Annotated in this window: 15 protein-coding genes; 11 read left to right on the top strand and 4 right to left on the bottom strand. The window is 67.9% G+C overall.

Translation table 11 applies throughout. From position 1 onward, the window contains the following. The first annotated feature begins 286 nt into the window (after positions 1-286). Both ADBZ6K_RS12105 and ADBZ6K_RS12100 read left to right on the top strand, forming a co-directional pair. Positions 287-3016, top strand: a complete 2730-nt coding sequence (locus ADBZ6K_RS12105) for a S15 peptidase family protein (protein ID WP_526346868.1) — start codon at positions 287-289, stop codon at positions 3014-3016. Positions 3017-3070: 54 nt separating this feature from the next. Then, positions 3071-4618 carry a GAF domain-containing sensor histidine kinase gene (locus ADBZ6K_RS12100; protein ID WP_526346866.1) on the top strand — a complete coding sequence of 516 codons (1548 nt, stop codon included), beginning with the start codon at positions 3071-3073 and terminating at the stop codon, positions 4616-4618. Positions 4619-4629: 11 nt separating this feature from the next. Here the strand turns inward: ADBZ6K_RS12100 and ADBZ6K_RS12095 are convergent, their stop codons facing one another. Then, positions 4630-5139 carry a MarR family winged helix-turn-helix transcriptional regulator gene (locus tag ADBZ6K_RS12095; RefSeq protein WP_526347229.1) on the bottom strand — a complete coding sequence of 170 codons (510 nt, stop codon included), beginning with the start codon at positions 5137-5139 and terminating at the stop codon, positions 4630-4632. Between the two features lie 281 nt (positions 5140-5420). Between ADBZ6K_RS12095 and ADBZ6K_RS12090 the strand changes: the two genes are divergently transcribed. Continuing rightward, complete coding sequence (locus ADBZ6K_RS12090; RefSeq protein ID WP_526346864.1) at positions 5421-7052, top strand: gamma-glutamyltransferase family protein; 1632 nt, start codon at positions 5421-5423, stop codon at positions 7050-7052. Positions 7053-7128: 76 nt separating this feature from the next. Beyond that, positions 7129-8373: a DUF7159 family protein gene (locus tag ADBZ6K_RS12085; RefSeq protein WP_526346862.1), complete on the top strand. Its 1245-nt coding sequence runs from the start codon at positions 7129-7131 to the stop codon at positions 8371-8373. Positions 8374-8383: 10 nt separating this feature from the next. On the opposite strand, the gene ADBZ6K_RS12080 is transcribed toward ADBZ6K_RS12085, so the two are convergent. Beyond that, complete coding sequence (locus ADBZ6K_RS12080; RefSeq protein ID WP_526346860.1) at positions 8384-10318, bottom strand: potassium transporter Kup; 1935 nt, start codon at positions 10316-10318, stop codon at positions 8384-8386. Between the two features lie 192 nt (positions 10319-10510). Here ADBZ6K_RS12080 and ADBZ6K_RS12075 point away from each other — a divergent pair, with 192 nt between their 5' ends. From ADBZ6K_RS12075 to usfY, 6 genes are all read left to right on the top strand, one after another. Continuing rightward, positions 10511-11587 (top strand): ATP-NAD kinase family protein, encoded by a 1077-nt coding sequence (locus ADBZ6K_RS12075; protein ID WP_526346858.1) that lies wholly within the window; start codon positions 10511-10513, stop codon positions 11585-11587. Further along, positions 11584-12600 (top strand): thiamine pyrophosphate-dependent dehydrogenase E1 component subunit alpha, encoded by a 1017-nt coding sequence (locus ADBZ6K_RS12070; RefSeq protein WP_526346856.1) that lies wholly within the window; start codon positions 11584-11586, stop codon positions 12598-12600. The genes ADBZ6K_RS12075 and ADBZ6K_RS12070 overlap by 4 nt, the downstream gene beginning before the upstream one ends. Positions 12601-12622: 22 nt before the next feature. Next, a complete protein-coding gene (locus ADBZ6K_RS12065; RefSeq protein ID WP_526346854.1) occupies positions 12623-13639 on the top strand; it encodes an alpha-ketoacid dehydrogenase subunit beta in 1017 nt (338 codons plus the stop codon). A 20-nt stretch (positions 13640-13659) separates the two neighbouring features. Then, positions 13660-14790: an acetoin dehydrogenase dihydrolipoyllysine-residue acetyltransferase subunit gene (locus ADBZ6K_RS12060; RefSeq protein WP_526346852.1), complete on the top strand. Its 1131-nt coding sequence runs from the start codon at positions 13660-13662 to the stop codon at positions 14788-14790. Then, on the top strand, positions 14787-16145 hold the full coding sequence (gene lpdA, locus ADBZ6K_RS12055) for a dihydrolipoyl dehydrogenase (RefSeq protein WP_526346850.1): 1359 nt from the start codon (positions 14787-14789) through the stop codon (positions 16143-16145). Before ADBZ6K_RS12060 ends, lpdA begins: the two co-directional genes overlap by 4 nt. Before the next feature lie 66 nt (positions 16146-16211). Next, the gene (gene usfY / locus ADBZ6K_RS12050; protein ID WP_526346848.1) at positions 16212-16520 is read left to right on the top strand and encodes a protein UsfY; all 309 of its coding nucleotides are present in this window, start codon (positions 16212-16214) and stop codon (positions 16518-16520) included. A 42-nt stretch (positions 16521-16562) separates the two neighbouring features. On the opposite strand, the gene ADBZ6K_RS12045 is transcribed toward usfY, so the two are convergent. After that, positions 16563-16916: a GNAT family N-acetyltransferase gene (locus ADBZ6K_RS12045; protein WP_526346846.1), complete on the bottom strand. Its 354-nt coding sequence runs from the start codon at positions 16914-16916 to the stop codon at positions 16563-16565. Beyond that, on the bottom strand, positions 16913-17899 hold the full coding sequence (locus ADBZ6K_RS12040) for a pirin family protein (protein ID WP_526347227.1): 987 nt from the start codon (positions 17897-17899) through the stop codon (positions 16913-16915). Before ADBZ6K_RS12040 ends, ADBZ6K_RS12045 begins: the two co-directional genes overlap by 4 nt. Before the next feature lie 81 nt (positions 17900-17980). Here ADBZ6K_RS12040 and ADBZ6K_RS12035 point away from each other — a divergent pair, with 81 nt between their 5' ends. Then, complete coding sequence (locus ADBZ6K_RS12035; RefSeq protein WP_526346844.1) at positions 17981-18436, top strand: carboxymuconolactone decarboxylase family protein; 456 nt, start codon at positions 17981-17983, stop codon at positions 18434-18436. Positions 18437-18709: the final 273 nt, after the last annotated feature.

The raw sequence follows: 18709 nt of genomic DNA, 5'->3' as shown, positions 1-18709 counted from the left end.
GTGCCGCGCTGGTGGTTCGGTCCGTGATGACGACGAACGATGGTCTATACCAACACTTTTGACCACGATTTGCTGCAGGCCGCAGCGTGCCGTCCGCGCGTCGGAGGGTCTAGTGGGAACCTCAGCCATCGGCCGATGGCACAACGAAACGACGCCGAAGCTTAAGAATTTCTAATGTAACAAATAGCCAACGCTTAGGTTGCGCCGGGGATAGAGTCTGCGGGTTGCTGGTCGGCCCCTGGAGGACGTTATGGGCGCTTCGCGGTATGTCGGTCGGATAGGCGGTTTGGCGGTCGCATTAGGTATCGGCATAGCCATCGCGTCCGGGCAGGGGGTGGCATCGGCCGAACCCACGTCCGACGGCGAGACCTCATCGACCGTCAAATCGTCGGGGCACGAGTCGCAGCCGGGTGGCGGCAGCGTGACGGGCGCGGGTGCCTCGACGGGTTCGGGATCCGGCGAATCCGAGCGCGCCACCACCAGGAAGAACCCGGAGAACACGAAAAACACGGAGAAGCGGACGCCGCCTCGACTGTTCTCAACCGCCAATCCTCCGAAGAAGACCGTCAAGTCGGGGACTGCCGACGGGGACGATCAGACCGCGGACCAGACCGACGGAGACGAACAGTCCACGACGCGGGTCCGGGACCGGGAGGACACGAAGAAGCCCGACAGCAAGAAGTCCAGCACCGAGAAGTCCGACGCTCGTCCGGCCGGGTCGTCCATCACAGAGCGGCTGACCTCGATCCTGTCCGGGGCGACCACGGCCACAGACCCGGCCCCGAACAACACGGTGGCCAGCGAGGTGAAACAGCTTGCCAAGGACTGGCTGTCGAGTCCGCGGGTCGCGGCGGGACGCGCCGAGGCCGCGACGCAGGCGCCCGCGCCCGCGCCCGCGCCGGAGCCGGCCACACCCCCCCGCGCACTGACCACCCTGACCACGCTGGTCACGAGCCTTGCCGGCCAGGTCGTCGACCCCTTCGCCGGCAACTCGCCGACCACACCCGCCGACTCGCCGGTCGACTGGATTGTGACGGCGGCCGCGCGCCGCGAACTGTTGACCAACCCGATCACCGTCGACCCGGACATCAGATTCCGCGACGGCGTCATCCAGGGCCCGTTGGATGCGGAAACCACGTCGACAAACCCGCTGGCCTACTACGTCGTCGCGCAACCTAACCTCGGCGGCAAGGCGTACGTCGACACCGCGGGCAACGTCACCTACCTGCCTGATCTCGATGCTCTCGACGAGGGGAAGCCCGAGACGTTCACGGTCCTGGTCAGCGAGACCACCCCGTTCGTCGCGGCCGTGACAGGCATCCCGTTGCTCGGGGATTTCATCGAACCCGTCATCGTCCGGCTGTACCAGGTGCCGATCCTGTCGACCGTCCTGCAGCCGATCATCGGCGCGTCGGTGAGCCAGGACATCTCCATCAATGCCAGCCAGCAAGCCGCAGGGCGGCCGGTCGCGTTCACCACGTTCGTGACCTCTTTCGACGGCACCCAGATCAGCGTCAACTTCTTCCCGGCCCCGGCCGACACCCTGGTCGATGGTCAGGCGCCCACGATCCTCAACGGTCCGGGCATCGCCACCGCGGGGAACATCGACCCCAACTCCGAGATGATCGTCACCAACATCGTCCCCGGGCTCAAACCCCTGCGGGACGCCGGCTACAACGTGGTGACCTGGGACCCGCGTGGCGAGTTCGCGTCCGGCGGTGTGCTGCAACTGGATTCGCCGGCATTCGAAGGCGAGGACGTCAAGTACATCATCGACTGGGTGGCCACCCAGGAAGGTGTCGAACTCGATGGGGTCGGCGATCCGCGGGTAGGCATGGTCGGCGGCTCCTACGGTGGCGGCATCCAGTGGGTGACCGCGGGCATCGACCCGCGCGTCGACGCGATGGTTCCGGCGATCTCGTGGAACTCTCTGGAAGATTCGCTCTACACCAACGACGCCTTCAAGACCGCATGGTCGTCGCTGCTGCTCCTCGGGCTGGTGGAGACGGGCTCGCGAATCAATACGCAGATCTACTCGGGCATCCTGACCGGCGCCGTGCTGGGCGTCCTCACCGAGAGCCAGCAGGCCCTGTTGAGCAGCAGCGGGCCTTATTTCCTGCTCGACAACGTCGACATCCCGGTGCTGGTGCTGCAGGGAACGGCCGACATGCTGTTCCCGCTGCAGCAATCCATCGACAATCTGGACGGCCTGCAGAACGTCGACCCCGCGGACCTGCAGATGATCTGGTTCTGCGGCGGCCATGGCTACTGCCTGACCAACAGCGACGAGGTCGCCGCCTTCCAGATCGACCTCCTCAGGGACCGCACCATCGCGTGGCTCGACTTGTACCTCAAGGATGAGGAGCCGCCGGAAGACCTGCCGACGCCGACGTTCACCTGGATCGACCAGAACGGCAACTTCTGGTACTCCGACGACCTACCGTCCAACACGGACTTTTACGGCACCCCGGTCGACTACCCGCTCGCCCCGGTTCGGAACGGATTCCTGCCGATCATCCCGCTGCTCGGCGGATCGGGACCCAACACGCTTGCGCCCACTCTGCTCGCCCCCACCCTCGGCTCCGAGGCCAGCAACGCGGTCGACGTCCCGATCGAGAATCCCGACGCCGAGACCCACATCGTCGGCGCGCCGGTGCTCTCGATGACCTACTCCGGCATCGGGACCAGCCGCCACGTCTACGCCCAGATCGTCGACGAGGACACCGGCCTCGTGGTCGGCAACATCGTGACGCCCGTCCCGGTCACGCTGGACGGCCGGACCCACACCGTGGAAATCCCGATGGAGGCGATCACCTACACGACAACCCCCGACACGCCGACCCAGGATGGTTCTCGCCTGAAGCTGCAAATTGTCAGCTCGGCCACCCCCTACTTCAACCTCACCCAGTACGGCTACATCGACGTCCAGAGCGTGGGCATCAGCCTGCCCACCGCGGGCGAAGCGGTCGTGCTGCCCAAGGAGAACGAGGACGAGGACCTGGCGATCGCGGTGTGACGGGCGCACGGCGCGGGCATGTTAAACGTGCCGCCGCGCATTACCATCAGCCCGGTGCCACCGGCGACCTCACGATGGGAATGGCTGCACGGGCGATTGCTGTCGCTGGTGCTGCGCCCGACGGCTCGGCCGCTGTGGTTGGGGGTGCTGGTCGCGGCCGGGTTCATCGCCTTCGAGACGATCGCGGTGCTGTTACTCAAAAGGGTCGCGCCGGACAACGCATTCGGTGCGGTGTTCCTGCTCGGTGTCCTGGTGGTGTCGGCCGGCTGGGGGCTCGGACTGGCCGTCGCCACGTCGCTGGCCAGTGCGCTGGTCTACGTCTACTTTCATCTCGAAGGCGCCGACAGCTTGTTTCCCGCGCTGGTGGTATTCCTGCCGATCGCGCTGCTGGCCAACGTCCTGGCCAGCCAGGCCCGGCTGCGGGCCGCCGAATCCGAGCAACGCCGCGCCGAGGCCAGTGCGCTGGCCAACCAGCAGGCGGCGCTGCGGCGGGTCGCAACGCTGGTGGCGCGCGGAGCGGAACCGCACGAGGTCTATCCGGTGGCCGTGGCCGAGTTGGCCCGCGGCCTCGACGTGGAACACGTGACGCTGCTGGGCTACGGACCGGGTCCGGACGGCGATGAATGTGTGGTGGTGCTGGCCGCCCGCGACAGCCGCTCGACGGCCACAATGACTGTGGGGGAACGGTTTCGGCTTGACGGCGACAGCCTCGGTGCCCGGGTTCTCGGCACCGGGCGGCCCGCGCGCATCGACGACTACACGCACTTGACCGGTTCCATCGCGGACCGGTTGCGCGCGCTCGGGGTGGGATCTGGGGTGGGCGCCCCGGTCATCGTTGGCGGCCGGGTTCGTGGCGCGCTGCTGGCCGGGTCGAGGCACACCGTGCCGCTGCCGCCGAACACCGAAGCGCATGTGAGCGATTTCGCCGACCTGATCGCGATCGCGATCCACAACGCCGAGAACCGCGCGGAGCTCAAGGCCTCGCGTGCGCGTATCGTCGCGGCCTCCGATCAGGCGCGTCGAGGCTTCGAGCGCGATCTGCACGACGGCGCGCAGCAGCGGATCGTATCCCTGGCGCTGGAGGTGCGGGCGTTCGAAGCGACCGTTCCCGACCCGGACGGGCCGACGGGGGAGATGCTGTCCCGTGTGGTGACCGGCCTGACCGGATTGCACACCGACCTTCAGGAACTATCCCGAGGCATGCACCCGGCCATCCTGTCCAAGGGTGGCCTCGGACCGGCGATCAAGACGCTGGCGCGTCGGTCCTCCGTGCCCGTCACGGTCGACGTCGACGTGGACGTCCGGCTGCCCGAATCGGTCGAGGTCGCCGCGTACTACGTGGTCGCGGAGGCGCTCGCCAACGTCGCCAAACACGCGGATGCATCCGAGGTGACAGTGACGGCGACCAACGACGGCGAGTACCTGCGGGTCACCGTCAGCGACGACGGTGTCGGTGGCGCCGCTGCGGGCGGGGGATCCGGCCTGATCGGACTCAAGGACCGCGTCGAAGCCGTCTCGGGCCGATTGGACATTTCCAGCCCACCGGGCGACGGCACCTCGCTGACCGTGACGATGCCCGTGGCCGGCGTGCCTGACATCTAGACGGCCGGCCGTCAGCACACGCTGTGGATCGACGGCGATCCGCCTTCCCGTTTATCCGGTTTGGCCGACCTCGCCTGCGGGGTGAGCGCGGCGTTGATCCGTCGGCAGTTCTCGGCCATGGCTGCGGTCTGGGCCCGCGACAGTGGCCCGAGATAGTGCATGCGTACGGCGCCGGCGTAGCTCGCCATGGCGTCGCTCAGAACCGCCCGTCCGTCGCCGGTGATGGTCGCCAGCACGTAGCGCCCGTCCTTCTCACTGGTAAGTCGACTCACCAGCATCCGTGCGGCCAACCTGTCCACCTGGCGGCTGACGCGGCTGGGCGTGGACAACAGCGCGTCGGCCAACGTGCCCATCCGGACGTGTCCGGTTTCGGCCGTGGCCAGTGCATGTAAGAGCCGGACGTCGTCGAGCGTCACCGTGTGAGCGGCGGTCAACTCGCGATTCAGCTTCGCCGACAACCGCAACGTGGCTTCCAGGAAGTTCTGCCAGGATCGCATCTCGGCGATGTCCAGACCCGGCATGTCACTCGGGGTCCGTCCACTGGGCGTCACGTCCACCACCCCCGCTCCAGCGCCGTGAACCTCGGTGATGGCTTCGCTTCCCCCCGGATCCTCCTCGAATCGATGCAGCACAAAGTCCCCCTTCCCCCATTTCACGCCCGCTGGTGCCGGACGCTGACGTCAGTCTTGCGGGAAGCGTCGTATGAGGAATCGGGGGTTTCCCTAAACATTGCCTTCGCACCGAGTTCGGTCTGCCGGTCACGTGGTCCGCACCGCCGCATGCCGGGCATACAGTCGGTCAAGTGTCCGTTCCCTTCTCCTGGCAGCTGCCCTACGCGTGGCCACGCACTCCGGTGCTCGCCGGAAACGTGGTCGCCACGTCGCAGCCACTTGCCGCGCAGGCCGGATTGCAGATGATGGCCGAGGGCGGCAACGCCGTCGACGCGGCCATCGCCACCGCCATCACCCTGACGATCGTCGAGCCGGTGTCCAACGGCATCGGCTCGGACGCGTTCGCCATCGTCTGGGACGGGCGGCAGCTGCGCGGGCTGAACGCCTCGGGCCGCGCACCCGCGGCGTGGACGCCGGAGTATTTCGGCGGTTCAGACATCCCGACGGTCGGCTGGAACTCCGTCACCGTGCCCGGAGCGGTGTCGGCATGGGTGCAGTTGCATGCCGAGTTCGGTCGGCTCCCGTTCGAAAGGTTGTTCCAGCCGGCGATCCGCTACGGCCGCGATGGTTTTCCGGTGTCCCCGGCGATCTCCGCGCAATGGGCCGCGCAGGTTCCGCTGTTCGCGTCCCAGCCCGGTTTCGCCGACGCGTTCATGCCGGACGGGCGGGCGCCGCAGCCAGGCGAGCTGTTCACGTTCCCCGAGCACGCCGCGACGCTGGAGAAGATCGCCGCGACCGGAGGCGAGGCGTTCTACCGCGGCGAGCTGGCCGCGGCGTTGCAGGAGCACTCCGCGGCCAGCGGCGGCGTGCTGTCCGCTGCAGATCTGGCTGGTCACCGGGCCGACTGGGTGGACACGATCGCCGGGGACTACCGCGGCTACACCGTCCACGAGATTCCGCCCAACGGGCAGGGCATCATCGCGCTGATGGCGCTGGGCATCCTGGACACCTTCGATATGGCGTCGCTGCCGGTGGACTCCGCGGAGAGCATGCACCTTCAGATCGAAGCCGTGAAACTTGCGTTCGCCGACGCCCAGGCCCACGTCGCCGACTCCGACTCGATGACGACCCGCGCAGAGCATCTGCTGGACCCCGCGTATCTCGCCGAACGCGCCGCGCTCATCGACCCGAAACGCGCCACGCCTGCCGCGGCAGGCGCCCCTAAGGGTGGCACGGTGTACCTCACCGCGGCGGATGCCGGCGGAATGATGGTGTCGATGATCCAGTCCAACTACATGGGCTTCGGCTCGGGCGTGGTGGTTCCGGGCACCGGGATCTCCCTGCAGAACCGCGGCGCGGGGTTCGTCCGCACGCCCGGCCATCCCAATCGGGTGGGTCCGGGCAAGCGGCCCTATCACACCATCATCCCGGGCTTCCTGACCAAGGACGGCGTTCCGGTGATGAGCTTCGGCGTGATGGGCGGGATGATGCAGCCGCAGGGCCATGTGCAGGTCATCGTGCGAATCGCCGACTACGGGCAGAACCCGCAGGCGGCCTGTGACGGGCCCCGGTTCCGCTGGCTCGAGGGGCTGCAGGTCTGCGTCGAGAACGGGTTTCCGCCTGCCACCCTCGACGGGTTGCGCGACCGGGGACATCGGCTGGCGATGGTCGACGATTACAACCAGTTCGGCAGCTGTCAGGCGATCTGGCGGCTCGGCGCGGGCACCGGCAATGGCGCCGGCAATAGCCCCGGTGATAGGGCTGGCGCCGGCTATGTGGTGGCCAGCGATCCCCGCCGCGACGGACAGGCCGTCGGGTTCTGAGCCCGGATCCCGCGCCGCGCGTCGCGGCGCCCGACGGTAACCTCAGACCGCAGTGACAGGCAGATCAGAGGTATCAATGCACGCCGATGCAGACATTGTGCTGGCCCTTTCGATGACGTCGACAGCGATCCGCTGGGTGTTCGTCGAGGGCCCGACCGGCGACGGCGCACCCGTCGACCGCGGAAAACTGGACGTGGACTCACTCGCGGCTTTCGACCCCGACGAGTTGCTCGAAACGCTGCTCGGCGACGATTCCCGGCGTCCCAGCGCGATCGGCATCAGCGCGACCGCCGACGCCGAGCCGGCCTCGATCATGCTGCTGGACGCCATGGCAGCACGGGGTGTCGACGGCACCGTCGTGGTGGCGCCGGTCGCGGCGGCCCGGGCGCTGGCAACGGGCATCGCCGACGTCGCCGGGTACGACGACGTGACGGTCTGCATCGTCGAACCCGACGTGACCTTCGTCGCGGCGGTGGACACCCATCAGGTCACGGTCGACGCCATCGACCGGTCTCCCGGCGAGGATGACGCCGGGTTGACGGCTCAGGTGCGCGCCATCCTGGCCGACGAGCGCAGACAGCCCGCCGCTGTCTTCGTCATCGGTTCGGGGGAACCCCAGGTCCTTGAGGGCGTGGTGTCCGGGCTGGCGCTGGACGCCGCGGTGCCGGTTTTCTCCGCGGCGGAAGCGGAGCTGGCGATGGCACGTGGCGTGGCACTGGCGATGACCGGTGTTTCGCCGCAGAGTGCCGGACCATCTCGCACGGTGCGGGTCGGCGCGCTGACGTCGGTGCTCGTCGCGGCCGTGCTGACGTTTGTCGTGTCGGTGTCCGTGGCTGTCGGACTGAGGTTCGCACCGGGATCGGATCACGACGGGACGGTGGCCGCCGAACCCGCTCGCGCAGCCGGCATTCCGCCGGTTGCGCAGGTCGTCCCCGCACCGGCCGCACCGCCCCCGGCATTGCCTGCCGCGCCGCCGGCCGCGGTCGAAGCGCCGGAGGCAGCCCCGCCCGCGCCAGTCGTACCGGAGGAGATCCCCGCCGCTTCGGAGGAGATCCCGGCCGCGCCGCAGGAGGTTCCTGTGGTCCCGGCAGGGCCCGCGGAGGTGGTGCCGCCCGTCGCCGCGACGATCGCCGTCGCCCCACCGCCGGCGACCGTTGCTCCCGTGCCCGTTGCCGAACCGATGGCCCCGCCTGCGCCGGTGTACATCCCGCCGCCACCGGTTCCTGCGCCGCCCCCGCCGCAGCCGCGGCTGCGGGACCGGATCATCGAACGCATCCCGATCCTCAACCGACTGCATGAACCGCAGTTCCCGTATCCGTGATTCCCGTGGGTCACACCTCGATGCGGGACCCGATGATGACGGTCCGGTCCAGCGGAAGGCCGAAGTAGGCCGCGGCGTCGGCGGTGATGTAGGACGTCGCGATGAACAGTCGCTTGCGCCACGCCGCCATCGTGGGTTTGTCGCCGGCGCACAGCTCCAGCTTCGACAGGAAGTACGAGGCGTCGCCCAGGGACAGCGACCCGTCGGTGAGTTCGGGGTCGACGAGGCGCAGGGCAGCGGGCACATTGGGACGTTCCATGTAGCCGAACCGGACGTCGACCTGGATGATGCCGTCGCTGGCGTGGCACAGGCTGTCGACCGAAACACGTTGGGAGTCAGAGACTCTGGGGATCGGATCGGTGTCAATCGATACGATCAGCACGTGCTCGTGGCGCACGTGATTGTGTTCGACGTTCGCGCGCAGCGACAGCGGCGCGCTGTCGCTGCCCCGATTGAGGTAGATCGCGGTGCCGGGGATGCGGGCCAGCGGGGGCTGTCGATGGCTGATCTCGGTGATGAACTCCCGCAGCGGGCCCTCGATCTGCGCCCGCTCCGCGGTGACGATGTGACGACCACGCTGCCAGGTGGTCATCACGGTGAATGCCGTGACGGCGATCAGCAGCGGCAGCCATGCGCCGTGCACCAACTTCGTCATATTCGCCGCAAAGAACAGCAGGTCGACGGTCAGCAGGGCGCCGCCACCGATGACCACCAGCCAGATCGGGCTGTGCCATCGAGTGTGGGCGAGGTAGAGGAACAGCAGCGTGGTGATCGTGATGGTCCCTGTCACCGCCATCCCGAATGCGTACGCCAGCGCCTCGGAGCTGCGGAAGGCGAACACCAGGGTCAGCACGGCCACCATCAGCATGCCGTTGATCCACGGCACGTAGATCTGGCCCACCTCCGACGCCGAAGTGTGCGCGATGCGCAACCTGGGCAGATAGCCGAGCTGCGCCGCCTGGGAGGCCACCGAGAACGCGCCGGTGATCACCGCCTGTGACGCGATGACCGTCGCGGCGGTCGCTAGCAGGATCATGGGAAGGCGTGCCCACTCCGGTGTCATGAGGAAAAACGGTGCGCTGATGGCCTTTTCGTCGCCGAGCAGCAACGCGCCCTGGCCGAAGTAGCTCAGCGTGCAGGCGGGCAGCACCAGCAGCAACCAGCCAAGCGTGATGGCTTTCCGCCCGAAGTGCCCCATGTCGGCGTAGAGCGCCTCGGCGCCCGTCACAGCGAGCACGACGGCCGCGAGCGCGAAGAAGGCGTAGTGGAAGTGGCCTGCCATGAATCCCAGCGCGTAGGTCGGGGACAGCGCCCGGAGAATCTCGGGGTGCGCGACGATGCCTGCGATCCCGCATGCGCCGATCGCGCAGAACCAGACGATCATCACGGGTCCGAACAATCGGCCGACCGCCGCAGTGCCTTTGCGCTGCACCGAGAACAGCGTCACGATGATCACCGCCGTGATCGGCACCACCCACTCCTCCAGGCCGGGGTCGATGATCTTCAAGCCTTCGACCGCCGAGAGCACCGAGATGGCCGGTGTGATCATGCTGTCGCCGAAGAACAGTGCGGCACCGAAGATCCCGAGGGCCGCCAGTGCTATCGCGGTGCGCTTGCCCCGGGTGCTTCGGCCCTGGATGAGCAACGTGATCAGGGCCATGATGCCGCCCTCACCATGGTTGTTGACCCGCATCACCAGCGTTACGTAGGTGAGCGTGACGATGACCATCACCGACCAGAAGATCAGCGAGACGATTCCGAACACGGTGTGCTCGGCGATCGGGACGGGGTGCGGATCCTTCGGGTTGAACACGGTCTGGATCGTGTAAATGGGACTGGTGCCGATGTCACCGAACACCACGCCGAGCGCGGTGATCACGATGGCCGGTCGCAGGCGCCCAGCGCCGGCGCGGTGCGCGGTGAGCTCGCGCTCATCAACTCCCATGTGCACAGGATCTACCGGATCGGCGCTGGTCCCGGGCTGAATGCCGCAACAATCCGGCGCTCGGCACGCTGCAGTCACGACAGCAGATACTCGGGCCTGCGGCGCCGCAACCCCCTGCAACCCTTGACCGCCCCTGTGACTGTCGTCACATACTGCTAACGCGGGCGAAACAGCCCACAGGCAGGAGTGGCAGTGTCCGAACATCCGGTGGTCCCCGGCAGCGCCGTCGGGATCATTCCGAACCCGATGTCCGGCCGCGACATTCGCCGCGTGGTCGCGCAGGCCTCGGTGTTCCCGAACACCGAGAAGACGTCGATGGTGCTGCGGATCATCCGCGCGGTCGGCGCCATCGGAGTGGAGCGGGTGCTGCTGTCCACCGACACGTTCGGCATCGCCGCAGGGGTCTTGCGCGAGATCCGCAGGATGCAGGCGGCGCCGGCGGAGGCGCGGGTGCGGCTCCCCGAAATCGACTTCCTGACCCTGCCGAACCCGACCGGTACCGCCTTGGACACCACCGGCTTCGCGCAGGTGATGGCCCAGCGGTGCGCGGCGGCGGTGGTGCTGCTCGGCGGTGACGGCACCATGCGCGCGGCGGCGCCGGGTCTGGGTGACACCCCGATGCTGGCGCTGAGCACCGGCACCAACAACGCCTTCCCGATCATGATGGAGGCCACCGTCGCCGGCATGGCGCTCGGGCTCATCGCCACCGGGCGGGTGCCTGCCCGGACGGCGCGGGCCAAGACGCTGCACGTGGACCTCATCCGCCCCGACGGCACCCACCGCCACGAGATCGCCCTGGTCGACGTGTGCGTGAACACAGTGCGCGACGTCGGCTCCCGCGCGATCTGGAAGACCGACACGCTGCGCGAGCTCTATTGCACATTCGCCGAACCGCATGCGATCGGGCTGTCGTCCATCCCGGGCCGGATCCTGCCGACGGGCCGCACCGCACCCAGCGGAGTCGCCGTGCAATTCGGCGGCCCGGCGGCCCGGACCGTGCTGGCTCCGATCGCGCCCGGACTGCTCGAGCCGGTCGGGCTGCTGCGTTGCGAGGCCATCGCGCCAGGCGTTGCCCGCCAGGTCCGACTCGACAGCGGCACCGTCGCACTCGACGGCGAACGGGAACTGGAGTTCGGTCCCGGCGACCGCGTCACGGTGACGCTCCAGATCGACGGCCCCCGGGTGATCGACGTCCCGGCCACGCTCGCCGACGAACACATAAGCAGTTCAGAGGAATTGATCAGTTCAATCGCAGAGGAGATCCGATGACACAAACACTGTCCTCACTTGGTGCCGACGCGCCCGACGCGTCCGTGCTCAACGAGACCCAGTTGCTCGACGTCTACCGCACGATGAGGTCGATCAGGGCGTTCGAGGACCGCGTCCACGACGAGTTCGCGACCGGTGACATCCCCGGCTTCGTCCACCTGTACGCCGGTGAGGAGGCATCGGCCACCGGGGTGTGCGCGCACCTCGACCCCGACCGCGACACGATCGCCTCGACTCACCGCGGGCACGGGCACTGCATCGCCAAGGGCGTGGACATCAAGCCGATGATGGCCGAGATCTTCGGCAAGAGCACCGGCTCGTGCCGCGGCAAGGGCGGCTCCATGCACATCGCCGACCTGTCCAAGGGCATGCTCGGCGCCAACGGCATCGTCGGTGGCGGTCCGCCGCTGATCTGCGGGACCGCGTTGGCCGCCAAGATCAAGGGCGACGGCGGGGTGGGCGTGGCGTTCTTCGGCGACGGTGCCTCCAACCAGGGCACCACGCTTGAGGCGATGAACCTGGCGTCGGTGTGGAACCTGCCCGCGATCTTCGTTGCGGAGAACAACGGTTACGCGGAGGCCACCAGCTCCACCTGGTCGGTGTCGGCCGACAACATCGCCGACCGTGCCGCGGGGTTCGGCATGCCCGGTGTCATCGTCGACGGCTTCGACTTCTTCGCCGTCTACGAGGCCGCGGGCGAGGCGATCAAGCGGGCCCGCCAGGGCGGCGGACCGACCCTGCTCGAGGTGAAGTTCACCCGCTACTACGGCCACTTCGAGGGCGACCAGCAGAAGTACCGCGGCCCCAACGAGGTCGCCACCGTCAAGGAGAACCAGGACTGCCTCAAGCGATTCCGCGCGCGCGTGGTGGAGACGGGCCGGCTCACCGACGCCCAGCTCGACCAGGTCGACGGCCAGGTCGCCGCTTTGATCGACGAGGCCGTCGACGAGGCGAAGGCCGCGCCGGTGCCGGCACCCGAAGACCTGCTGACCGACGTCTACGTCAAGTACTGACACTCGAAGGAGAACGAACACCATGGCTACCCGCAAGCTCAGCTACCGAGAAGCAATCAACGAAGCACTGGCCCAGGAGATGGAGCGCGACCCGTCCGTCATCGTGATGGGTGAGGACAACGCCGGCGGTGCCGGGGCGCCCGGCGAGGACGACGCGTGGGGCGGCGTGCTCGGCGTCACCAAGGGTCTCTACGACAAGTTCCCCGGCCGGGTGCTCGACACCCCGATCACCGAATCGGCGTTCGTCGGTGCGGCGGTCGGCGCTGCCACCCGGGGCCTGCGGCCCGTCGCGGAGCTCATGTTCATCGACTTCGCCGGGGTCTGCCTGGACCAGATCATGAACCAGGCGGCCAAGTTCCGCTACATGTTCGGCGGCAAGGCCGTCACGCCGGTCGTCATCCGCACCATGTATGGCGCCGGATTGCGTGCCGCCGCACAGCATTCGCAGGCGTTCTACCCCGTCTTCACCCACCTGCCCGGGCTCAAGGTGGTGCTGCCGTCCAGCCCGTATGAGGCCAAAGGCCTTCTCATCCAGTCCATCCGGGACAACGATCCGGTGATCTTCTGCGAACACAAGGCCATGTACGACGTCACCGGCGACGTACCGGAGGAGAGCTACACCATCCCGTTCGGCGAGGCGAACGTGGTGCGTGAGGGCGACGACGTGACCATCGTCGCGCTCGGGCGGATGGTGTCGTTCGCCCAGCAGGCCGCAGAGGAGCTCGAATCCTCCGGCGTGTCAGCCGAAGTCATCGATCCGCGGACCGTGAGCCCGCTCGACTTGGACACCATCCTGGAGTCGGTGGAGAACACCGGCCGGCTCGTGGTGGTCGACGAGGCCAGCCCGCGCTGCAATCTGGCCACCGACATCTCCGCACAGGTGGTGTCCGAGGCGTTCGGTGACCTGAAGGCGCCGATCAAGATGGTCAGCCCGCCGCATGTTCCGGTGCCCTTCGCCGAACCGCTGGAGGACCTCTACATCCCGTCCGTGCAGGACATCGTCAATGCGGCCAAGACCGTGACCGAGTGGAGCAAGTGATCTTCGTGACGAGTTCGGCTATGGATGAACGTATTCAGCGGGTGACCATGCCCAAGTGGGGCCTGTCCATGGAAGCGGGCAAGGTGACCGACTGGCTGGTCTCCGTCGGCGACGAGATCGAGAACGGCACCGAGCTGTGCGAGATCGACACCGACAAGATCGCCGGGGAGCTGGAGTCGACCTGGACCGGCGTGGTGCGCGCGCTGGTCGTCGAGGTCAACGAGAGCGTGCCCGTCGGCGGGACCATCGCGGTGGTCGCGCCCGCCGAGGTCCCTCAGGACGAGATCGACGCGGTGGTCGCCGAAGCCCGCGAGCAATTGGAATCCGGTGCCATCGAGGATGATTCGGGTCCGAAGGTGCAGACCGTCGAGGTCGGTGGACATCAGATTTCCTACGCGGTACTGGGGGAGGGCGACTCCGAACACGATCCCGTGGTGTTCGTGCACGGCTACGGCGGCGACAAGAACTCGTGGCTGTTCGTGCAGGAACCGATTTCGGCCGACCGGGTCACCTACGCCCTGGATCTGCCCGGGCACGGGGCGTCGTCGAAGGGTGTCGGCGAGGGCACCGTGCCGTCGCTGGCCAAGGTGCTGCTCGGCTTCCTCGACGCGGTCGGCGTGAGCCGCGCGCACCTGGTCGGGCACTCGATGGGTGGCGCGGTGATCACGGCGGCGGCCGCCGATCCGGTCGGGTCCGGCAAGGTGGCGTCGCTCACGCTGATCTCACCGGTCGGATACGGCCCGGAGATCAACGCCGAGTATCTGCGCGGCTTCGCCCAGGCCGAGTCGCGCCGTGAGCTCAAACCGCACCTGCTCAACCTGTTCGCCGACCCGGGGCTGGTCAATCGCCAGCTCATCGACGACCTGCTGAAATACAAGCGGCTCGACGGCGTCGATCAGGCGCTGCGCACCCTGGTGGCCGGTCTGGTCGAGGGTGACAAGTCTGGCGTCGACGTGACCGCGGACGCCGCCGGATTCGGTGGACCGGTCGTGGCGGTGTGGGGCCGTGAGGACAAGATCGTCCCCGCGTCCAACGCGGGCGGCCTGAGCGGTGCGGCGACGGTGCATCTGGTCGACGGGGCCGGGCACATGGCGCATATGGAGAAGCCACACGATGTCATCGCGGCGATCCGGGAAGCAACCGGAACGTGAGCGAACACCGCGCCGACGTGGTGATCCTCGGCGGCGGATCCGGCGGCTATGCCGCCGCGATCCGCTCCGCCGAGCTCGGCAAGTCGGTCATCCTGATCGAGGAGGACAAGGTCGGCGGCACCTGCCTGCACCGGGGCTGCATACCCACCAAGGCGCTGCTGCACGCCGGCGAGGTCGCCGACACCGTCCGCGCCGCAGCGAAACTGGGTGTCCTGGCCGACCTGAGCGGCGTGGACGTCACCGGCATCCACGCCTACAAGGACGGCGTGGTCGGCAGGCTCTACAAGGGCCTGCATGGTCTTCTCGACGCTCACGACGTCGAGATCGTCACCGGCCGTGGGCGTCTCGACGAATCGGGTGCCGTGGTCGTCGGCGACGATCGTTACGGCGGTGAGCACGTGGTGCTGGCCACCGGGTCACGACCGCGGGAGCTGCCGGGGATCGAGGTCGGCGGCAACATCCTGTCCAGCGACCGGGCGTTGACGCTGGATTTCCTCCCCGAGGACGCCGTCGTGATCGGCGGTGGGGTCATCGGCGTAGAGTTCGCCAGCATCTGGGCCTCCCTGGGCGCCAAAGTCACCGTTCTCGAGGCGCTGGACCGGCTGGTCGCCGGCGAGGACGAGTTCTGTTCCAAGCAGCTGGCCCGCGGTCTGCGCAAGCGGGGCATCACCGCCAAGACGGGCGTCAGCGTGACTGGCGTCAAGCAGGACGACGACGGCGTGATCGTCGAACTCGGCTCGGGGCCGCCGCTGGAGGCGGAGGTGCTGCTGGTGGCTGTCGGGCGCCAGCCCAACACCGAGGATCTGACCGTCGATCTGGACCGCGGTTTCGTCCGCACCGACGAGCGGCTGCGCACCAGCATGCCCAACGTCTACGCGGTGGGCGATATCGTGGCAGGACTTCAGTTGGCGCACAAGGGATTTGCACATGGAATCTTCGTCGCCGAGGACATTGCGGGCCTCGACCCGCCGCGCCTCGACGAGACCGCCATCCCCAGGGTCACCTACTCGCATCCCGAGGTGGCATCGGTCGGCCTGACCGAGGCGCGGGCACGCGAGCTGCATGGCGACGATGTGCGCACGCTGGTCTACGACCTGGCGGGCAACGGTAAGAGCCAGATCCTGGGCACCGCCGGTGCGGTCAAGCTGGTGCAGTCGCCCGACGGGCGGGTGGCGGGTGTGCACATGGTCGGCGACCGGGTCAGTGAGCTCGTCGGCGAGGCGCAGATGCTGTACGGCCTCGGTGCGCCGGTCGCCGAGGCGGCGCGGTTGGTGCATGCGCACCCGACGCAGGGCGAGGCGATCGGGGAGGCGCTGCTCGCTCTCGCGGGCAGCCCGCTGCACGTCCACACCTGAATCGCGAGTGATGTGTGTCACAACGGGCGTAGCCTGAAGGTATCTCTGCAACGGAGGGAGATACCGATGAAGGGTGCGTATCACGACCCGATAGATCACTCTCGCACCACCCAACCGCACGCCGGTGAATCCTTCACCGACACGCTGTGGCTGCCCGGCCTGCTTCTGATCGCCGTCGGCACCGTCCTTATTGCCGGGACCGTAGCGGCGACGGCATACGGCAACACCAACCTGTCACTGATTCTCGGGTTGGTTGCCGGCGCCCTCGTCACGGCGGGTGCGCTGGCGATCGCGTTCGAGCACCACCGGGTCAAGCGCGTTGAGCAGCGTTGGCTGGCCGAACATCCCGGTCAGCGCCCTGATCTGCGCGTTTAGCCGCCCACGGCGAAGGGCCTGCAAAGGGCGCTGCGCCGACGTTTAGACGTGCGGTGAGTTCGTCGTGTCCCTCAGCCATTGCAGGATCTCGCGCGTCGGCGGACTGACGACGTCGTTCAAGTCTTCGCGTTTGCGCACCACGGCGGCCACCATCGGGCACACCGGCACGATCCGTTCGCCATCGGCGCGGGTGGTGTCCAGCGCCTCGCCGATCAGCAGCGTGGCGAGGCCGCGCCCGCCGAACGCCTCGTCCACCTCGGTGTGGTAAAACACCCGCTTCCCGTCGTGTTCGGCGAATTCGGTGCGGCCCACCGTCTTTCCGTCGACATCGATGGTGAAGGCGTCGGATTCCTTGGTGACGGTGACCGGGGCGCCGGTCTTGTCGGTGAGTGTCACGGGGTCTCCCTCCTGCTGGGTGGTTGGCGTGGTTTGAGCCGGGTGGTCGGCAGCGCGGGAGCGGGCAGCCGCTGCGGGGTTCCGGTGTAGCCGACGACCTCCCCGAAGCGGTCGGATCGCGCCTGCCATTGCTCCCGGTATTCGACGATCTCGTCGTGACAGCGGCCGACGAAGTTCCACCACATCACGATCTCCTCGGTGAACGGAGTGCCGCCCAGCAGGACCGACCGCGCGTGCTCCTCCGTTGACGTGTTGCGCAGGTACACCGTTCGCTGACCGATGCCCTGGTAGGCCAGGTCACCGGAGGCGACCGGGGTGCCCGACACCTCCAGCGAGCCGGCGTCGAGAAGCAGGCCGTGCTCGAAGGCGGGGTCGACGTCCAACTCCACGGTGCCGCCGGGGGGCAGATCGACCTGGGCGCCGAGCAGCGGTGTGAAGGTGAACACCGGCGAGCGCTGTCCGGCCAGCTGGCCGAGGAACACCGTCACCGACGCCTCACCGCACGGTGCCGGTTCCGGTGCGTAATAGGCGAAGTCCGGCGAGGTGTGCCGGTCGGAATCGGGCAGGGCCACCCAGAGCTGGACCCCATGCAGGATGGTCGTCGCGGGCGTCGACACCTCCGAATGGCAGATGCCGCGGCCGGCCGTCATCAGGTTCAGCTCGCCGGGATGCACCATCGCGTGCACGCCGTTGCTGTCGCGGTGCTCGATCTCCCCGCTGAACAGCCAGCTGACCGTCTGCAGCCCGGTGTGCGGATGCGGGGCGACGTCCATCCCCGCGCGCACGCGCACGTTCTCGGGGCCGTAGTGGTCGGCGAAGCACCACGCGCCGATCAGCGACCGCTGTCGCACCGGCAGGGTCCTGCGGACCTTCATCGCTCGTGGGCCGCCGAGGGGTACGGCGCGGGGTTCGATGATCTCGATGCGTTCGGCGGGCCCGGCCACACAGTCGAATTCGACCGGCGCGGATTCCAGGTTGCTGATGGCTATAACCTCCCGCTGCGTAGCATCGATCGCGACAAACCGACAGTACCCGCGGGGGTGCGGGCCGAATCCGGGAGCACGATGGAGATTCAGCACGTCCACGTCGACAAGCAGTCTCCTGCGGTCTACAAGGCCATGATCGGAGTCGCGACCACGGTGACGGCCGCGGCGAGGGACATCGGCCTGTCCAGGGGCCTCGTCGAGCTGATCAACGTTCGGGTGTCGCAGATCAGCGGATGCGCGAACTGCCTGGATGTGCACGTCCGCAAGGCGGAGGCCGCCGGAGTGACGTCGCGTCAGCTGGCGACGCTGTCGGTGTGGCGGGACACCGATCTGTTCGACGAGCGTGAGCAGGCCGCGCTTCGGCTGGCCGAGATCACCGCAACGCTGCCCGATAACGACACGGCCGAGCGCGAATATGCGCGTGCCCGCGCGGTGCTCACCGACGACGAGGTGTCGGCAGTTGTGTGGGTCGCGATCGCGATCGGGGCGTTCAACCGGGTGTCGATCCTGAGCCGTCATCCCGTCAGGCCGTAGGCGCTTCGCGTCCTCTCTGCGTCGCCGTTGGCTCGCGTGCTCGCCGCGTCGATTTCTGCGCCACGGTCGTGCTCGCGCGGCGGGCGCAGCCCTCGCGCAGATTTCGGCGTATGGCGGGCGTGCGCGACCGGTCGGTTTCTGCCAGTCGGCGATCAATTCCTGCCACCGGAATTAATCCCCTGACCTGCTGGTTTAGACAGTCAGACCGGCACGAAGCACCACCGCTTGACCGCCGCTACGACATCACCGGGAGTGATCACCATGAAGAAGTTC

The sequence above is a fragment of the Mycobacterium sp. genome, assembly GCF_044223235.1.
In the GTDB taxonomy this organism is placed as follows: Bacteria; Actinomycetota; Actinomycetes; order Mycobacteriales; family Mycobacteriaceae; genus Mycobacterium.
This window is presented reverse-complemented; position numbering and strand designations above follow the sequence as displayed.